The following is a 14,853-nucleotide window of genomic DNA, read 5'->3' as shown; positions in this document are numbered from 1 at the left end:
TGTCACGCGGGTTCGTCCGTCGTGCACGTCCGGGCCGAGACCTTGCAGGCGCATTCGGCCCAGACCGTTTTGCCGCCGGGCGGGTAGGGCTCGACGCCCCAGCGGTCGGCGAGGGCGGTGACCAGGAGGAGGCCGCGGCCGGACTCGGCGTGCAGGGGCGTTCCGCAGTCCGCGGGCGGTGACGGGATGCGCTCGCCCCGGGCGTCGGTGACGGCGATGCGGAGCAGGTCGGCCGTGGTGCCGAGGGTGAGGGTGAGCCGGAAGTCGCGACTGTTGACACGACCGTGCAGGGCGGCGTTGGCGGCGAGTTCGGCCACGATCTGCTCGGCACGCTCGGTGACGCCGGGTGACACCGGCCACGCGCGGAGCTGCTCGGCGGCGAGGAGACGGGCGAGCCGGGCTCCGCGGCGGGTGGACGACAGGAGCTGGGCGAACGTGTGTACGGTGGCGGCGAGTTGGGTTGTAGTTGCGCTCATGGGGCCACCGTGACGGGTGCGCGTGGGCGCGTTCCAGAGGTGCGGTCCGTACGCTGTGTCAGCGTACGGGCACATTCCGTGGACGGTACGACGGTTCATGCGTCACGCTGGGTGTCGTCGGCTGTGGGACGGCGAACAGCGCGGGTACGGAACCGGAGGTGGCCGCGGATGACCGACGGCTGTGTGGTGGACGACGAGGACGTGCCGTGCGGCGAGGCGGATCGGGAGCCCGATCCTTCGGACAGCCTGCGGACGTTCGGGGCGGTCATGCAGGCACTGCGCGAGCACGCGGGGTACAGCAGAACCGAGTTCGCGGGCCTGGTGAGCTTCTCCAAGCACACGGTGGAGTCGGTGGAGTTGGGGCGCCGGATGCCCGACCTGGCGTTGGTGGAGCGCTCCGAGGAGGCGCTGGGCAACACGGGGGCGCTGCGGAAGGCGTCGAAGTACGTGACGCGGGGGCGCGGGGATGTGGGGCTCGCGGCTTGGTTCCGGCAGTGGGCCCGGCTGGAGCGGGTGGCGGTGAGCCTGTGTACGTACGAGTGCCGGTTGGTGCCGGGGTTGTTGCAGTCGGAGGGGTATGCGCGGGCGGTGTTCGAGGGGACCGTTCCAGTGGCGCCGGACAGCCTGTTGGAGGACTTCATGGCCCGGCGGATGGAGCGTCAGCAGATGCTGTTCGAGCGGCCGACGACGCCGTTCAGCTTCATCGTCGAAGAACACGTCCTCCGGCGCCGGTTCGGGGATCCGGACCAGATGCGGAAGATGTTCGACCATGTGTTGGAGCTGAGCGCACCGCGGAACGTGACGCTACAAGTCGTGAGCGATGTGACGAGGAGCTGAACAACCGGCAGGAATATCGGCGTTCGTCGGCAGCACTGACGATGACGGAGGGCCGTCGTACATTCTCGGTAACACTTGCGGCACGACGGGGGGCGCGCCTGTCAGCCATGTGTTCTGTGCTCCCCCCGCTCCAAATGCCCCATCACCACCTGATGCGCCCGCCAGCCGTCCGGAAACTTCGGCGGCACATCCAGGTACACCGGACTGCTCCGCGGATGCCGGTCCAGCAGATCCCGGATGCCGGCGCGGGCCACCACGATGCACGCGAAGCGGTGCCGGGAGAGCAGGACGCACAGGCGGCCCGTCTCCAGGTGGAAGGCGGAGGCGTCGTGGCGGCCGGACAGTGGGTGCCAGACCAGGGTGACGTCGAACTCGCGGCCCTGGAGGCGGTTGGCGGTGTCCACGGTGATGCCGGTCAGGCCGCGGTCGGCGAGGCGGGTGCGGACCGCGTCCGCCTGCACGGTGCGGGCCGCGCCGATCGCGATGCGTGCCTCGGTGAGGGGCTCCCCGTTGACCAGCGCCCCGCGCTCCAACAGCCGGGCCGCCGTCGCCGCGAGGGCTTCGGCGACCTCGGGGTCCTGGTCGAGGGTGTGGCGGGCGGGGAGTTCCAGGTGGCCCCAGCCGGAGGCGGCGGCGCGGGTCAGGACGTCGTCCAGCGGGGTGGAGCCGTGGGGAAGGCTGGCGTACGACAGGACGCGGTCCTGTGCCGTCGTACCGGGGACGAACCGGTAGAAGGGGTAGAAGGCCTGCTCGACGAGGGGGGCCGCCGTCTCCGGCAGGCGCCAGGAGACCGGGAGCTGGTGGCGTACCAGGTCCGGGGTGTGGGCGAGCGTCACGTCGACCGCGTTGCGCAGGGGGTCCCAGGTCAGGCCGTGCCAGCGGTCGGTCTCCACGGTGGCGAAGGGGTCGAGCTGGCCGGGGTCGCCGACGAAGAGGACCTGCGAGTCGTCCTCGCTGAACAGCGGGGCCGTCGCGAGGAGCGCGTCCGAGCGCATCTGGTACGCCTCGTCGACGATGGCCCAGCGCCATGGTCGGCATTTGTCCGGGGTGACGTACGACCACTTCTTCGCGGTGGACACCACGACGGGCAGCTCGCGCAGGTCTGCCGCCTGGGTGCTTCCGGTGATGTGGGGGTGCCGGGTGACGCGCGGCGGAAGGGTGTGGCTGCCGGCGTGCAGGCGGCCGATCGCCAGGCGGGGATGCTCGCGTGCGAGGCGGTCCACCAGGTCGTCGACCTGCTCGTTGGTCTGCGCGACGATCATGAGCTGGTGGCACGCCGACGTCAGGTGCCCGGCCGCCCGCACGACCAGGGTGGACTTCCCGGCGCCGGGCGGGGAGTCCACGACGACGCCGCGGCCCGGTGCTGTGTCGAGGCTGGAGAGGATGTCGGCGACCGCCCGGTCGGCGCGCTCCCCGGGGGTGCGACCGTCATCGGGGCCATCGTGGGTTCCCATGCGGGGGAGGGTGGAGGTCACTCCCAGGTCTCCTCTGCGTCCTCGTCGGTGGGTTCGTACGGTCGCGGCGGGCCGCCGTGGGTCCAGGGGGTGTCCTCCTCGGCGGGCAGCGAGGCGGGCATGGCGGTGGGGTTGAGCGTGGTGTACGTCAGCTCCTCACCGGTCTCGGCGAGAGTGCCGGGCGGTGCCGGAGGCGTGCGCTTTCTCGCGAAGCCGCCCTTGAGTTCCAGCACCACGGTGCAGGCGTCGTCCTGCTGCCGTACTTCGAGGACCCGGCCCTCCTGGCCGGGGTGGGCCGGGGACCTCACCTCCGTGCCGGCCGCGAGGCCGACGGGGGCGTCGGTGCGGAGGGTGATCGTCGGTCGCCACACCTGGGAACCGGGCCGGGTGCCGGGGACGAACCGGTGCTCGTCCCTGGCGGTCACCGTTCCCGTGAACGCCTCGCCCGCCAGCTCGTACTCCGCCATCACCAGCGGATCGTCGTAGGCCCGCTGTGCCTCGTAGCGGGCGACCGCGTCCTCCAGGCGGGCCAGGCGGCGCGCGGCTGAGACGGCGTGGTCGCGGCGGGCCTGCGGGCGGCCGTCCGCGTCCAGGTACTCGGCGTACTCGGAGAACAGGCGCCGGTCGAAGGCCCAGCGTTCGGGGACGTGGGCGCCCTCCGGCAGGTCCCGGAGCAGTTCCACACCGCGCCACATCAGCTGCCAGGTGGGCAGCATCTGGCCGCGCAGCTCACCGTCGATCTGACGGCCGACCGCCTCGCGTCCGCGCTCGTCGGACGCCTCGTCGTAGCGCGTCATCAGCTCATGGAGCGTCCGGTCGAAGACCGGGTCCGTGGCCGGGCCGGCGGGGGGCCACACGGCGGGGTCCTCCGCCTCCCGCGCCGCACGCGCGCCGTCGCTGCCGTCCGGCGGGGCGATCCAGGCGAGCAGGGACGCGAGGTGGGAGTCCTCCGAAGGGCTCTGGCCCGTCGCCCAGTGCGCGGCGAGCTGCCGGGTCATCGCGAGGAGCATGCTGGAGTCCGGGAACTCGGCCAGATCCGCGAACCGGGTCAGCCACTTGCCGAGGGTGGGCACGGACGGGGCCACCGCGTACGACCCTTCGGTGACGCGCAGCCTGGTCAGACGGCCGAGCAGGCGGATGTACGCGATGCCCTCGCCGTTCGGCACGAGGAGCTGCGGGGCCCGCAGGCAGCGCAGGCGTTCCTCCTTCTCCTTGCCACGGCCGACGGTGTACGGCTCCGTCTCCGTCCGGCATCCGTCGATGTGCGCCAGCAGCAGTGTGGCGAGACGCTCGGCGAACCGGAACCGTTCGGCGCGGTTCCGTGGCTGACGGACGGTCAGCAGGGTCGGATGTGCCGGGTCCGTACCCGCGAGGGCGGCCAGGGGAGCGCAGGCCTCTCCGGCGAGGGTGAGCGGCACCAGCACGAACGGCTTCTGGTCCAGGTGCTGGTGGCGGACGGTGGTCAGCGGCTCGGCGTGGCCGGTGCGGGATGCCGTGATGGCCGCGACGGTGGACAGGACGCTCATGCGGCCCCCCGGCGGAGTCGGCGCAGCCGGGCGGCGGCGCGCAGCAGGTCGGCTGCTTCCGTCTCGGCCTCTCCCGGGGCGGTGACACCGTCCAGGTAGTCGAGCGCGGTGCGGGTGGAGTCGATGCCCGGCAGGTCGTTGCGCACGGCGCTGCCCAGGCGGGCCGGCGAGGCGCATCCGTCGGCTTCGTCGCGGCAGTAGCGCGCCATCTCGCAGAAGGAGAGACACGCGGGCGTGTACGACGCGTCCAACGCCTCTATGGACGAGGAGAGTTCGGTCAAGCTCCGGTCCGGGTCCAGGGTCGCCGTCTCGGGGAGCTGCGCCGCCAGGTCCTCGGCGCGCCGCAGCCGCGTGAGCTGGAACTGCAGGGCGTCGAGCTCCTGCCGGAGGTCGATCAGGCGACCGTAGGGCCGGTTGGAGAAGTCCTTCGGGCAGACGAGCAGGAAGTCGTGGGCGAGCTGCTCGGCGGGCAGGCCCGCGGCGTCGAAGGCGTGGCGCAGGGCGAGGACGTACACGGCGGCCTGCTTGGCCGCCTGAGCCACGGCCGTCGGGTTGGCCTGCCCGTCGATCGCCGCGAACGAGCGGATCAGGACGACGTAGAACCTCCCGTCGACGCGGTGGGTGAGGGCGTCCGGTTCGAGGTACGCCGTCCGTCCGGCGACTTCGAGGGTGAGTACGGGGCGGTCGAGGATCAGTCGTACGTCCTGCCCGGAGGCGACGTGGGCGATGAGGCGGCGGGTCTCGCGCTCCCGTACGGGCAGAGAGCTGTTGCCTCCCACCTCGTTGAGGTCTTCGACATGGGCCTCCGCCACGGGGACGGAGAGCTCCTCGCGCAGCAGCCGGATGAGCTCGGCGTACCCGCCCCACCTCACGAGGCTGTGGAACGCCTGCTCGCGGGCGAGGGCGAAGGGCGACTGGCCGAAGCGCGGCTCGTAGCCGACCTGCTGGGCGAGTAACGCCTTGTCCACCCCGGCGGCGTCGAGGACGGCGCGGCGGGCGCAGGCGGGGTTGGCGGTCAGGGCGGTGATCTTGCGGGCGGTGTAGGGCTGGGGAGGGCGCGGTCCGCGTAGCCGCGCGAGTCTGTCGTCGGGGGGATCGGACTGCTGCGAGGGCATCGTCTCTGCTTCGGGGACGTCTTCGGAGGTGTGCGGGCGAGTGAGACGACCGTGGTCGTCTCCGCCGGGAGAGGTCAGTGCATGCTGCCGCTCGCGTCACGCAGGGCATCACGCAGCGGTGCCGCACCGAACAGCTTTTGCGCGTCGGTGAGTTGGGTACGGGCGCGCTGCGCCGCCGCCTGCCGCCGTTGCTCGTCCTCCTGCTGGTGGACGGTCGCTTCGGCTTGGGCGGCGGCGATCACGCGGGCGGGGTCGGGCTCCGGGGCCGCGGAATCGCAGGCGCCCGGGATCGTGAGGGCGAACCGGCGCAGCAGCCGCCAGGCCGCGTCCGGGGCCGGATGCCCGGCCGTGGCCAGTCGCTGGATCTGCTCGGCGGTGCCGACAGCATGGGTGAGGAAGTCGGTCCGGGGGCTGAGCGGGGTGATGATCCGCCGTTCCACGGGCCAGGTGGACAGGGCCAGAAGGCCGCGAGCGGGCACGAGACGGTCGTGGGTCAGCGCCGCGCAGATGTAGTACGGGCGGGCGTAACCCTGTGCGGTGAATGAGCGTTCCTCGTCCCGGCGGAGCGACGCGAGCTTGGCGGCGACGAGCGGCTCGGTGAAGAACGCCTCATACGCGGACGAGATGAGCTTCGGGGACGCGGGAGCACCCAGCAGTGTGAGCGCTTGGTGGACTTGTTCGCGCACTGGGATGGCGCCGTGCGAGGGGCGCTCCTGGCGGCGTGGTTCGCCTGTCGCCCTCGGCGGCGTCCGAGTCTCGGCTTCGGGCGGAAGTGTCTCGATGTCCGGTCCGGCCTCGGCCTCCAGAGCGTGCTCCCATGCGGTCTCCGCCTCGCGCAGAGCGCGACGGATACGCGTGGTTTCGGCCTTGTCCCGGGCGCGTACGGCGCCGCGCAACTCGGTGCGCAGGTGGGACAGGCGCTGCTCGAGCTCCTCCAGTGATGCCGCCATGAGGGGCACCTTAGCGCAAGAGCCAATCTATGCCAAGAACTTCCAATGTTTTCCAATGTTCCATCTCGTGGAGCGCCGCCACGACGGGCCCACGGGCAGGCAGCAGTTCACGCCGATCGCGATCCTCGTCCGACCGGGCGCGAAGTGCGTCCTCGGCAGGTCGGCGGACATGCACGGGTGGGTTCCGTATCCGGAACTCCTCAAGGCGTTGACCGGACGCGACGAGGCAAAGAGGACCAGCGCCGACCAGGCGGCTCTCATGGCGGCCTTCATCAAGCAGACGCTGTCGAGCTTGCGCAGCACCCCGACGCTCGTACTGACACATGCGCAGGACGTGCGGAAGCGGGGGGCGCCGAAGTGGCAGCAACGATGCAGAGGCGATCGGGCAAACGAACCCTCGGCCGCGAGGTGACGTACGCACCCCTGGACGTCGCCCGGTTCGAGGAGGACCTGGGCCGGGCCATCGGCGCCCCGGCCGCCGCAGGCGTCGCCGGCATCTACCACTACGCCGCCTCGGGCCGGGCGGCCGGCCTGCTCCCCGTCCCCGGCCGCCGTCGAGCGCACCTTCGGCGTGCGCCTCACCCCGGTGGCCGAGTGGGTCGCGGCACAGCCCTGGGACCACTGGGCGCGCTCCACGGGCCGATCCGGTACGGCGCCGGCCGGGGGGGTTGACCTGAACCACGGTTCAACTCCTAGCGTGCTGCCCAGTCGAACAGCCGTCGGACCCGCCGACCTCATGGGGGAACAGCCGTGCCCGAGAAGCACCTGCGCATCGCCGTCGTCATCGCCAGTGTCCGGGAGGGGCGGTTCGGGCCGGTCGTCGCGCGCTGGTTCGTCGAGCAGCTGAACGAGCACACCGACGTGGAGGTGGACACGATCGACCTCGCCGAGGTGGACCTGCCCATGGTCCTCCCGGGGTTCGGCGCCCAGCCGGCCGGGGAGACCGCCGTGGCCGCCGAGGCGGTGCGCGGGCGGCTCGCGGCGGCCGACGCCTTCGTCGTCGTCACCCCCGAGTACAACCACAGCTTCCCGGCCTCGGTGAAGAACCTCATCGACTGGCACAACGTCGAGTGGCACGCCAAGCCCGTCGGCTTCGTCTCCTACGGCGGGCTGGCCGGCGGTTTGCGCGCCGTCGAGCAACTGCGCCCGGTCTTCGCGGAGGTCCACTCCGTCACCATCCGGGACACCGTCAGCTTCCACAACGCCTGGTCGCAGTTCGACGCGGACGGCACGCCGACCGACGCGGAGACCTCTGGCAGCGCGGCCAAGCTGATGATCGGCCGGCTGCGGTGGTGGGCGGTGGCGCTCCGCGAGGCGCGCGCCACCAGCCCGTACACGGTGTGACGGCTCAGGGACGGGTGAACCGGCGCGGGCCCCTGCCCTCGTGGCCCGCGCCGCCGCCCTTCCGGTCCGTGGTGCCGTCGGGATTGGCAAGAAGGCAGCTGCTGAACGACATGCAGCCGCAGCCGATGCACTCCTCCAGCCGGTCCCGCAGCTCCTCCAGGCGTCCGAGCCGGGCGTCGAGGTCCTTCCGCCAGCACCGCGAGATCCGCGCCCAATCCTCCGCCGTGGGCGTCCGACCCTCCGGGAGGAGGCCCAGCACGGCCTGCACCTCCGACAGCGGGATGCCCAGCTGCTGCGACATCCGAATGAAGGTGACCCGGCGCAGTACGTCCCGGGGGTAGCGGCGCTGGTTGCCCAGGGTGCGCTCGCTGGCGATGAGGCCGCGGCGCTCGTAGAAGCGGAGCGTGGAGGTCGGTACGCCGCTGCGAGCGGCGAGTTCGCCGATGGTGAGGTGGGCGGGCTTCGGCACGGAGCCGGTCGGCGGCGAGCCGGCCGTGCGGGTCACCGGGGCGTCCGTCCGGTCGCGTGGAACGTCCGCTCCACGTCCTGGGCCCAGTAGTAGGTGCGGCCCGCGCGCTTGTCCCGGCGCCACTGGTGCTCGCTGGCGAGCCGGTACACGGTCCCGGAGGGGACGCCCCGCAGGTGGGCCACCTCGGCGGGGCTGAGCCATTCCGAGGCGCGCCGGGTGCCTCCCGCGTGGCCCGTGCCCTCCGTGCGCCCCGGCGCGCCCGGCCGGCTCCCGGCGCCGAGGCGGCGGCCGAGGCGCGTCCACTCCGCCGCGGGCCAGCGGTGCGCGGGTGCCGCGGTGCACACGATGTCCGACAGGGCGGCGCCGCCGGTGTGGACCCGCGCGACCAGGCTGCCGACGCAGTCGGGTTCGGCGCACGCGCCGATCTCCAGCCGGCGGACCGACTCCGGCTCGATGAGCCGGCGGGCGGCGTGGACCAGCCGGTTCAGCTCGCCGCTCGCGTCGGCTGCCGTCTCGTGCGCCGCCAGCCAGGTGACGTGCAGGCGCAGGAAGTCGGCGAGCGCCGTGACCGTGCGGGACGGGGTCGCGACCCGGCGCTCGTGCGCCACCAGTCCGCCCCACGAGCCGAGCACCGAGAGGATCGACGCCCGCACCTCGGCGGCCCGGGTGTTGAGGCGGATGCCGGGCACCGGGCCGCCGGCGCCGCGGCCGCCGGCTGTCACCCCGCTGTGCCGACTGCTCTCGAGCATCGACTCGCAGGAGCGGTAGAGGCCGGGGAGCCGCTCCAGGTCGGCGGCGAGGCGCTGTGCGCAGACGTGGCACAGCCGGCTCCTCCCGAGGGCGGGGCGTGGCTCGCGGGCCGCGCACCCGGCTCCGCCGCAGAGCCGTGCCGCCGCTGTCCGTTCCACGTGATGCGTGTCCATAGCCCGACCGTAGGCAGCCCGCTCGGGCCCAGACAATGCGCGCCGTTCTAAGCTTTCGCTAAGCCCGGATGGCAGTACGGCCCCTGTACGGCCCCGGTCCGATATCGTGGAGCGCCCCTTTTACACCGTCCTGCTCAAGGGGGCGGTATGTAATATTCCGATTGATCTGCCATGAGGTGGTGCAGCTCACACCGGCCATCTTGATGGCTGATTGGGCACTCGCCTAGACTCCAGTTGTGCTAGCGAACGGGGGCTTGTGTGGCGCATCTATTCAAACCCGCATATGCGCGCTCTGTGCGGAAATCCAACGAAGTGTTTCCGTGCTCTCCCCTTTTCCTGTGGCATGGCGATGGCCATGCCGTTTCCGGTGCATTCCAAGAGCAGGGATCTGGATGAGAGTGGGCCTACATGCTGATATTGGTGGTGACAAGCGACAGAGGATTCTCCGTCGAGGTGGCCAGAGATCTGAAGAGTGGTGGCCACCGGGTGGAGGAGGCGGACGGGCTCGGCGCGGTGCTCGCCCGCTCCCAGGACGTTGACGCCATCCTGTTCGACCTCAGTTTATCCGGGACCGAGGGTTTCGAGGTGTGCCGGGCGATACGTTCCGCTTCCTCGGTGCCACTCATCGTCACCGACGTGCGTGACGACGAATTCGACCGGGTGCTGTGTTTCAAGCTCGGCGTCGACGACTATGTCGTCCGACCATGCACCACCCGGGAGCTCGTGGTCCGGCTGGAAGCGGTCGTCCGGCGCGTCGGCGACACGTGGCAGCCCTGGAAGAGTGTGGCCGCGTCGAGCGAGCAGGTCAGTGACCTGGGTGCGGTGCGGATCGGCCTGCGCAGTCGCGTCGTCGCGGTGTACGGGCGCGAAGTGGCGCTCACCCGCAAGGAGTTCGACATCCTGGCGCTCCTCGCGTCCGCCCCGGGGCGGGTCTTCACCCGAGAGGACATCATGCGGGAGGTCTGGGGTCACGACGGCGCCGGCGACACCAGGACCCTCGGCGTGCACATGGTCGGGCTCCGGCGCAAGCTGGGCATCGCGTCGCTGGTCGAGACGGTCCGCGGCATCGGCTTCCGGCTGAGCGTGGCGCGGCCGGCCTGCGTGAGCGCGTCGGAGGACGGGCTGGGCCGGCCGTCGAGGGCCGCAGCGTGGTGAGCCGGGTCTGAGCAGGAGGGCGAGGGTGCCGCCGCGTCGCGGCGGCACCCTCGCCCGTCCGCGTTCAGGGGCCGCTCGCCGGAACCTAGTGAAAACCTAGAAAAGAGCTGCTTGTTCTTTGCGCGGTCGCCGAAGAAGCTACTGCGTAATGTCCCGTGAATTGATTCTGTGCACGGGCCGACGGACAAGCGGAGGCGGCAGATGGCTGCGATCACGGTGGACGACAGGCAGCAGATCAAGAAGATCGTCTGTGACATCCTCGAACTGGAGGAGGGCGAAATCACTGAGACGAGCCTCTTTGTGGAGGAGCACGACGCCGACTCCATGCGCCTGATTGAAATCCTCTCCTCACTCGAACTTAATATGAAGGTCACTCTGGAGCAGGCCGACATGGCACGGATGGTGAATCTGGCTGGCGTGTACGAGGTCGTTTCGGAATCCAATCGATGACCGGCTCTGAGAAAGGGCGTCCCCGCCTGGACATCATCGGCTGGTCGGCGACCTCGCCGTTCGGTATCGGGCAGGCCGCCTTCGCCGAGGGGTTGCGCGAGGGCCGCGCCACCGCGGCGGCCCTCGACCACGAGCAGTGGCAGGTTCCGCCCGGACGCGCCTGTCTCGTCCCCGACTTCGAGGTCCGCGCGGTGCTCGGCAAGAAGGGCACCCGCATGATGAACCGGGTGACCGGACTGGCCGTCGGCACGGTCGGCGACCTGCTCGCCGACATGGACCGGACGGCGCTCACCCCCGAGACCACCGGCATGGTGCTCGGCACTACCGGCGGCAGCGTGCAGAGCACCCTGGACCTGACCCGCGGCTCCCTCTCCGGCGAACGCCCCTTCCACGTGGAACCGGGCCTCATCCCGTACAGCGTGATGAACGGGGCCGCCGGGCAGGTCGCCATCTGGCACGAGCTGAAAGGTCCCAACGCCACCCTGGCCGCCGGGCGTTCCGCCGGAGTGCTGGCCCTCAGCTACGCGCGACGGCTGCTGCTCACCGGCCGGGCCGGGGTGGTGCTCTGCGGCGCCGCCGAGGAGTACTCGACCGCCCGCGCGTGGCTGGCCCGGCACACCGCCGACCCCGCCGCCGGCGAACCGCTCCTCGGCGAGGGTTGCGCGATGTTCGCGCTCGCCGCCGCCCCGGCGGCGGGCCCGCCCGCGCCGGCCTCGCTCGTCGGCGTCAAGGCCATGACGTGCAGCGACGGGGACTGGTCCGCGGTCGTCCGGCGCTGCGTCGAGCAGGTGCTGCGCGACGCGGACGTCAAGCCGTCCGACGTCTGGGCGGTGAGCGCGTCGGGCGCCTCCGGCCCCGGCGGCGACGCGGAGCAGGCCGTCGCGGAGGAACTGGCCGCGGCGGGCGGCACCGAGGTGCCGGTCGCCCCTCTCGTCGGCGAGGGCCACGCGGCCTCCGCCGCGTTCCAGCTGGCCGCCGTACTGAGCCGTGCCGAGACCGACGAGCGGTCCACCGGCCGTCTCTCCCTCGTCACCACCACCGATGAAGCCGGCACCGTCGCCGCCGCACTGCTGCGGCACCACTGAGAAACCACCGGTTCCCCTGGGGGTGCCTCGCCGATCACGCCGGGCGCGGTCCCGAACCGATCGACAAGACACCCCCAGGACGGTTTCCGGGTCGTCGCGGGAACGAGAGAGGTCTGCACGATGATCACCCTGGAAGCGGTCGAATCCCATTTCCCCCCACGCACGGTCACGGTCGAGGACCGGGCAGCCGAACTCGGCCTGACCGCGGAGCAGACGCACATGTTCCGCCGCCACTTCGGACTCGACCGCATGCGGTACGACCCGTCCCTCGGCCTCGTCGAGCAACTGGTGCTCGCGGCCGAGCGGGCCCTCGCCAGCACCTCGCCGGCCGCCGTGCGCCACCTGGTCTTCGCCCACGCCCTGCACGGCGCCGACCAGCTGTCGCCCGACACCCTCCGGGCGGTCGCCCGCCGGCTGGGTCTGGAGCATGCCAACGCCTTCGCGGTCACCCAGCAGAACTGCGCCGTGTCGATGTCCGCGGTGGACATCGCGGGCACGCTGCTCCAGGAGGAGCAGGACCCGTCCGCACGCGCGCTCGTCGTCGTCGGCGACAAGCCGCGGACCCAGGAGGCCCAGCTCATCATGAACACCTGCGTCGTCGCGGACGGCACCGCCGCCGCGCTCGTGGCGAACGACGGGCCCGGTGTCCCCGTCCGTTCCTTCGCCACCCGCACCCTCGGACAGTTCTCCGACGGCGTCCTCTCCACCCCCGAGACCTTCCGGGCCGCCGCCGAGGCGCGGCCCCGGGTGCTCGCGGAGGTGATGGAGGAGGCCGCCCGGAGCGCCGGCTGCACGCTCGACGACGTCCAGTGGTTCGTCCCGCCCAGCCCCAACCTGGTGTTCTGGAAGGACGCCGTCCCGGACGAGGAGCTGCGGGCGCGCTTCTTCCTCGACAACATCCCGCGGTACAGCCACTGCCTGGCCGCCGACGTCCTGGCCAACTACGCGACCCTGCGCGAGGAGAAGCGGCTGGAACCGGACCGGCCGGTCATGCTCGTCGCCATCGGCGTGGGGATGACCTTCTCCGCCATGGTCGTCGTCCCCGGGACCGAGCACGGGGCGGTGACCCGATGAACCTGCGCCTGCACACCGCCGTTGAGCACGTCGAGACGCCGGCCCCGGACGCGCCCCCGCCGCAGCACACGGAGCTGGTGGACCGGCTGCTCGCCCGCGCACCGGAGGAGCCGGACGCACCGGCCCCGGACCTGGTGGCGCTGGTCTACGCGGTGCCCGACCCCCAGGGGCACAAGACCACGGCCTCCTACCTCAACCACCGCACCGGTGGCGCCGCGCACGGCTTCGCCCTCACCGACCAGGGCGTCGGCGGGCCGTTCACCGCGCTTCGGGTGGCCGACGCGTACGCCCGGACCGGCCGCTGCTCCGCGCCCATGGTGGCCGTCGTGGAGAGCGGGGGCACGGCCGGGGCGACCGCCGCGTCCGGTGTCCTGCTCCGTCTCGACGGACGCACCGGCTTCGGCCTGGCCGACACGGCCACGGTGCCCGTCGCCCGGCTCGCCGAGGCGTGGGCGGAACTCGTGCCCGAGCGGGGCCGGCTGCTGCTGGTCCTCGGGCCCGGGACGGACCCGGGAGCCGCCCCGGCCGAGCGCACCGACGTTCGCGCGGCACCGACGGACAGCTCGTGCACCGCCGTGTGGCGGCTGCTGGCTCGGGAGGCGGAGTCGTGGCGGGGCCGGTACGCGACGGTCGCGCTCTGCGCGGTCGACCCGGCCACCGGCACCGGCCACCTTGCGGTACTGCGTGACCTGGACGCATGCGAACCGCCTGCGGGCGACACCGAGGAAGAGGGAGCTCGACATGGATGACGTGAGGGCGGCGTACGACCGCGTGGTGGTGACCGGCCTGGGCGTGTTCTCCAGCATCGGCGTGGGCGTGGAGGAGTTCACCGAGGGACTGCGGTCCGGGCGGAACGGCGTCTCGCCGATCACCGCCTTCGACACCACCGGCTTCGACCACGCCAACGGCTGCGAGATACGGGACTTCGACCCCGCGCCGTGGCTGCGCCGGTGGCAGAAGGAGGGGCTGGGCCGGACGGCCCAGTTCTCGGTGGCGGCGGCGCGGATGGCGGTCGCCGACGCGGGGCTGTCCGACGAGGAGCTGCGCGCCCTGCGCGTCCAGGTCGCCGTCGGCACCACGGACGGCGAATCGCAGGACCTGGACCGGCTGGCCGCCGACTGGGTCGCCGCCGGGCCGGAGACGTGGAACCCGCAGACCGCCCGGCGCGTGGGCGCGGGCCGTCTCTCGGCCGCCGTGGCCTCGGAGTTCGGCCTCACCGACAGCGAGGCCGTCACCCTGGCCACCGCCTGCTCGGCCGGCAACTACGCGATCGGCATGGGTCTGGACGCCATCCGCGTCGGCGACGCGGACATCGCCCTGTGCGGCGGCGCGGACGCCATGTGCCAGAAGTCCTTCTCGGCCTTCTACCGGCTGGGCACCATCGCCCCCGACTTCTGCCGGCCCTTCGACAAGGACAGGCAGGGCATCCTCACCGGTGAGGGCGCCGGTGTCCTCGTACTGGAGCGCCTGGAGTCGGCGCTGGCACGCGGCGCGCGGATCCACGCCGAGGTGCTCGGGTACGGGCTGACCTGCGACGCCCACCACCCGGTGCAGCCCAACCAGTCGAGCATCGCCCGCTGCATGCAGCTGGCGCTCGACGACGCGGGCGTGGGCCCGCAGGACGTCGACCTCATCTCCGCGCACGGCACCGGCACCCGGACGAACGACGTGACCGAGTCGCGGGCCATCCGGGATGTGTACGACAGCGCCCCGCCCCGCACCGTCTCGCTCAAGTCGATGCTCGGTCACACGATGGGCGCGGCCAGCGCACTGGCGGCGGTGGCCTGCTCGGTGGCGCTCACCGAGGGCTTCATCCCGCCGACGATCAACCACCGGGAGACGGACCCCGAATGCGAGATCGACTGCGTGCCGAACGAGTCGGTCCCGGCGCGGCTGCGGGTGGTGCAGAACAACGGTCTCGCGTTCGCGGGCAACAACGCGATCGTCGTGCTCGGCCACTACCCGGACGCGGAGGACGGGCCGAAGTAGACGGCC

The 14,853-nt window shown here is 72.1% G+C and carries 16 protein-coding genes and 1 pseudogene; 10 read left to right on the top strand and 7 right to left on the bottom strand.

Going from position 1 to position 14,853, the window contains the following annotated elements; all coding sequences use genetic code 11:
- Positions 1 to 2 precede the first annotated feature (2 nt).
- Positions 3 to 476: an ATP-binding protein gene (locus tag OG390_RS15155; protein WP_406168261.1), complete on the bottom strand. Its 474-nt coding sequence runs from the start codon at positions 474 to 476 to the stop codon at positions 3 to 5.
- A 168-nt stretch (positions 477 to 644) separates the two neighbouring features.
- Here OG390_RS15155 and OG390_RS15150 point away from each other — a divergent pair.
- Positions 645 to 1,292, top strand: a pseudogene (locus OG390_RS15150) (Scr1 family TA system antitoxin-like transcriptional regulator); the annotation flags it as partial.
- 122 nt (positions 1,293 to 1,414) lie between these two features.
- On the opposite strand, the gene OG390_RS15145 reads toward OG390_RS15150, so the two are convergent.
- The 4 genes from OG390_RS15145 to OG390_RS15130 all read right to left on the bottom strand — a co-directional run bounded on the left by OG390_RS15145 (position 1,415) and on the right by OG390_RS15130 (position 6,358).
- The gene (locus OG390_RS15145; RefSeq protein ID WP_406168259.1) at positions 1,415 to 2,767 is read right to left on the bottom strand and encodes an AAA family ATPase; all 1,353 of its coding nucleotides are present in this window, start codon (positions 2,765 to 2,767) and stop codon (positions 1,415 to 1,417) included.
- Positions 2,768 to 2,784: 17 nt separating this feature from the next.
- Positions 2,785 to 4,293: a hypothetical protein gene (locus tag OG390_RS15140; RefSeq protein WP_406168258.1), complete on the bottom strand. Its 1,509-nt coding sequence runs from the start codon at positions 4,291 to 4,293 to the stop codon at positions 2,785 to 2,787.
- Entirely contained in the window at positions 4,290 to 5,408 is a 1,119-nt protein-coding gene (locus OG390_RS15135) for a hypothetical protein (RefSeq protein ID WP_406168256.1), read from the bottom strand. The genes OG390_RS15140 and OG390_RS15135 overlap by 4 nt, the downstream gene beginning before the upstream one ends.
- 74 nt (positions 5,409 to 5,482) lie before the next feature.
- Positions 5,483 to 6,358: a hypothetical protein gene (locus OG390_RS15130; protein WP_406168254.1), complete on the bottom strand. Its 876-nt coding sequence runs from the start codon at positions 6,356 to 6,358 to the stop codon at positions 5,483 to 5,485.
- A 55-nt stretch (positions 6,359 to 6,413) separates the two neighbouring features.
- Between OG390_RS15130 and OG390_RS15125 the strand changes: the two genes are divergently transcribed.
- The 3 genes from OG390_RS15125 to OG390_RS15115 all read left to right on the top strand — a co-directional run bounded on the left by OG390_RS15125 (position 6,414) and on the right by OG390_RS15115 (position 7,702).
- The gene (locus tag OG390_RS15125; RefSeq protein WP_406168253.1) at positions 6,414 to 6,770 is read left to right on the top strand and encodes an RNaseH domain-containing protein; all 357 of its coding nucleotides are present in this window, start codon (positions 6,414 to 6,416) and stop codon (positions 6,768 to 6,770) included.
- Complete coding sequence (locus OG390_RS15120; protein ID WP_406168251.1) at positions 6,767 to 7,030, top strand: hypothetical protein; 264 nt, start codon at positions 6,767 to 6,769, stop codon at positions 7,028 to 7,030. Before OG390_RS15125 ends, OG390_RS15120 begins: the two co-directional genes overlap by 4 nt.
- A gap of 78 nt (positions 7,031 to 7,108) precedes the next feature.
- Positions 7,109 to 7,702, top strand: coding sequence for an NADPH-dependent FMN reductase (locus OG390_RS15115; RefSeq protein WP_406168249.1), 594 nt, complete (start codon positions 7,109 to 7,111; stop codon positions 7,700 to 7,702).
- A gap of 4 nt (positions 7,703 to 7,706) precedes the next feature.
- Here OG390_RS15115 and soxR read toward each other — a convergent pair whose 3' ends face one another.
- Both soxR and OG390_RS15105 read right to left on the bottom strand, forming a co-directional pair.
- Positions 7,707 to 8,207: a redox-sensitive transcriptional activator SoxR gene (gene soxR / locus OG390_RS15110; RefSeq protein WP_406168247.1), complete on the bottom strand. Its 501-nt coding sequence runs from the start codon at positions 8,205 to 8,207 to the stop codon at positions 7,707 to 7,709.
- Positions 8,204 to 9,094 carry a hypothetical protein gene (locus tag OG390_RS15105; protein WP_406168245.1) on the bottom strand — a complete coding sequence of 297 codons (891 nt, stop codon included), beginning with the start codon at positions 9,092 to 9,094 and terminating at the stop codon, positions 8,204 to 8,206. Before OG390_RS15105 ends, soxR begins: the two co-directional genes overlap by 4 nt.
- Positions 9,095 to 9,517: 423 nt before the next feature.
- On the opposite strand from OG390_RS15105, the gene OG390_RS15100 reads away from it, so the two are divergent.
- From OG390_RS15100 to OG390_RS15075, 6 genes are all read left to right on the top strand, one after another.
- Positions 9,518 to 10,249 (top strand): response regulator transcription factor, encoded by a 732-nt coding sequence (locus OG390_RS15100; RefSeq protein WP_406168243.1) that lies wholly within the window; start codon positions 9,518 to 9,520, stop codon positions 10,247 to 10,249.
- Between the two features lie 201 nt (positions 10,250 to 10,450).
- The gene (locus OG390_RS15095; protein ID WP_406168241.1) at positions 10,451 to 10,699 is read left to right on the top strand and encodes an acyl carrier protein; all 249 of its coding nucleotides are present in this window, start codon (positions 10,451 to 10,453) and stop codon (positions 10,697 to 10,699) included.
- Positions 10,696 to 11,784 carry a beta-ketoacyl synthase N-terminal-like domain-containing protein gene (locus tag OG390_RS15090; RefSeq protein WP_406168240.1) on the top strand — a complete coding sequence of 363 codons (1,089 nt, stop codon included), beginning with the start codon at positions 10,696 to 10,698 and terminating at the stop codon, positions 11,782 to 11,784. Before OG390_RS15095 ends, OG390_RS15090 begins: the two co-directional genes overlap by 4 nt.
- 120 nt (positions 11,785 to 11,904) lie before the next feature.
- Entirely contained in the window at positions 11,905 to 12,858 is a 954-nt protein-coding gene (locus OG390_RS15085) for a 3-oxoacyl-[acyl-carrier-protein] synthase III C-terminal domain-containing protein (protein ID WP_406168238.1), read from the top strand.
- On the top strand, positions 12,855 to 13,607 hold the full coding sequence (locus OG390_RS15080) for a hypothetical protein (RefSeq protein WP_406168237.1): 753 nt from the start codon (positions 12,855 to 12,857) through the stop codon (positions 13,605 to 13,607). Before OG390_RS15085 ends, OG390_RS15080 begins: the two co-directional genes overlap by 4 nt.
- Positions 13,600 to 14,847, top strand: a complete 1,248-nt coding sequence (locus OG390_RS15075; RefSeq protein WP_406168235.1) for a beta-ketoacyl-[acyl-carrier-protein] synthase family protein — start codon at positions 13,600 to 13,602, stop codon at positions 14,845 to 14,847. Before OG390_RS15080 ends, OG390_RS15075 begins: the two co-directional genes overlap by 8 nt.
- Positions 14,848 to 14,853 lie beyond the last annotated feature (6 nt).

The sequence above is a fragment of the Streptomyces sp. NBC_00996 genome, from assembly GCF_045162675.1.
Taxonomy (GTDB): domain Bacteria; phylum Actinomycetota; class Actinomycetes; order Streptomycetales; family Streptomycetaceae; genus Streptomyces.
This window is presented reverse-complemented; position numbering and strand designations above follow the sequence as displayed.

Coding starts and splice junctions, on each gene's coding strand:
- OG390_RS15090 (WP_406168240.1), top strand. CDS start 10,696: ATGACCGGCTCTGAGAAAGGGCGTCCCCGCCTGGACATCATCGGCTGG.
- OG390_RS15085 (WP_406168238.1), top strand. CDS start 11,905: ATGATCACCCTGGAAGCGGTCGAATCCCATTTCCCCCCACGCACGGTC.
- OG390_RS15155 (WP_406168261.1), bottom strand. CDS start 476: ATGAGCGCAACTACAACCCAACTCGCCGCCACCGTACACACGTTCGCC.
- OG390_RS15080 (WP_406168237.1), top strand. CDS start 12,855: ATGAACCTGCGCCTGCACACCGCCGTTGAGCACGTCGAGACGCCGGCC.
- OG390_RS15095 (WP_406168241.1), top strand. CDS start 10,451: ATGGCTGCGATCACGGTGGACGACAGGCAGCAGATCAAGAAGATCGTC.
- OG390_RS15140 (WP_406168258.1), bottom strand. CDS start 4,293: ATGAGCGTCCTGTCCACCGTCGCGGCCATCACGGCATCCCGCACCGGC.
- OG390_RS15130 (WP_406168254.1), bottom strand. CDS start 6,358: ATGGCGGCATCACTGGAGGAGCTCGAGCAGCGCCTGTCCCACCTGCGC.
- OG390_RS15105 (WP_406168245.1), bottom strand. CDS start 9,094: ATGGACACGCATCACGTGGAACGGACAGCGGCGGCACGGCTCTGCGGC.
- OG390_RS15075 (WP_406168235.1), top strand. CDS start 13,600: ATGGATGACGTGAGGGCGGCGTACGACCGCGTGGTGGTGACCGGCCTG.
- OG390_RS15125 (WP_406168253.1), top strand. CDS start 6,414: ATGTTCCATCTCGTGGAGCGCCGCCACGACGGGCCCACGGGCAGGCAG.
- OG390_RS15135 (WP_406168256.1), bottom strand. CDS start 5,408: ATGCCCTCGCAGCAGTCCGATCCCCCCGACGACAGACTCGCGCGGCTA.
- OG390_RS15145 (WP_406168259.1), bottom strand. CDS start 2,767: ATGGGAACCCACGATGGCCCCGATGACGGTCGCACCCCCGGGGAGCGC.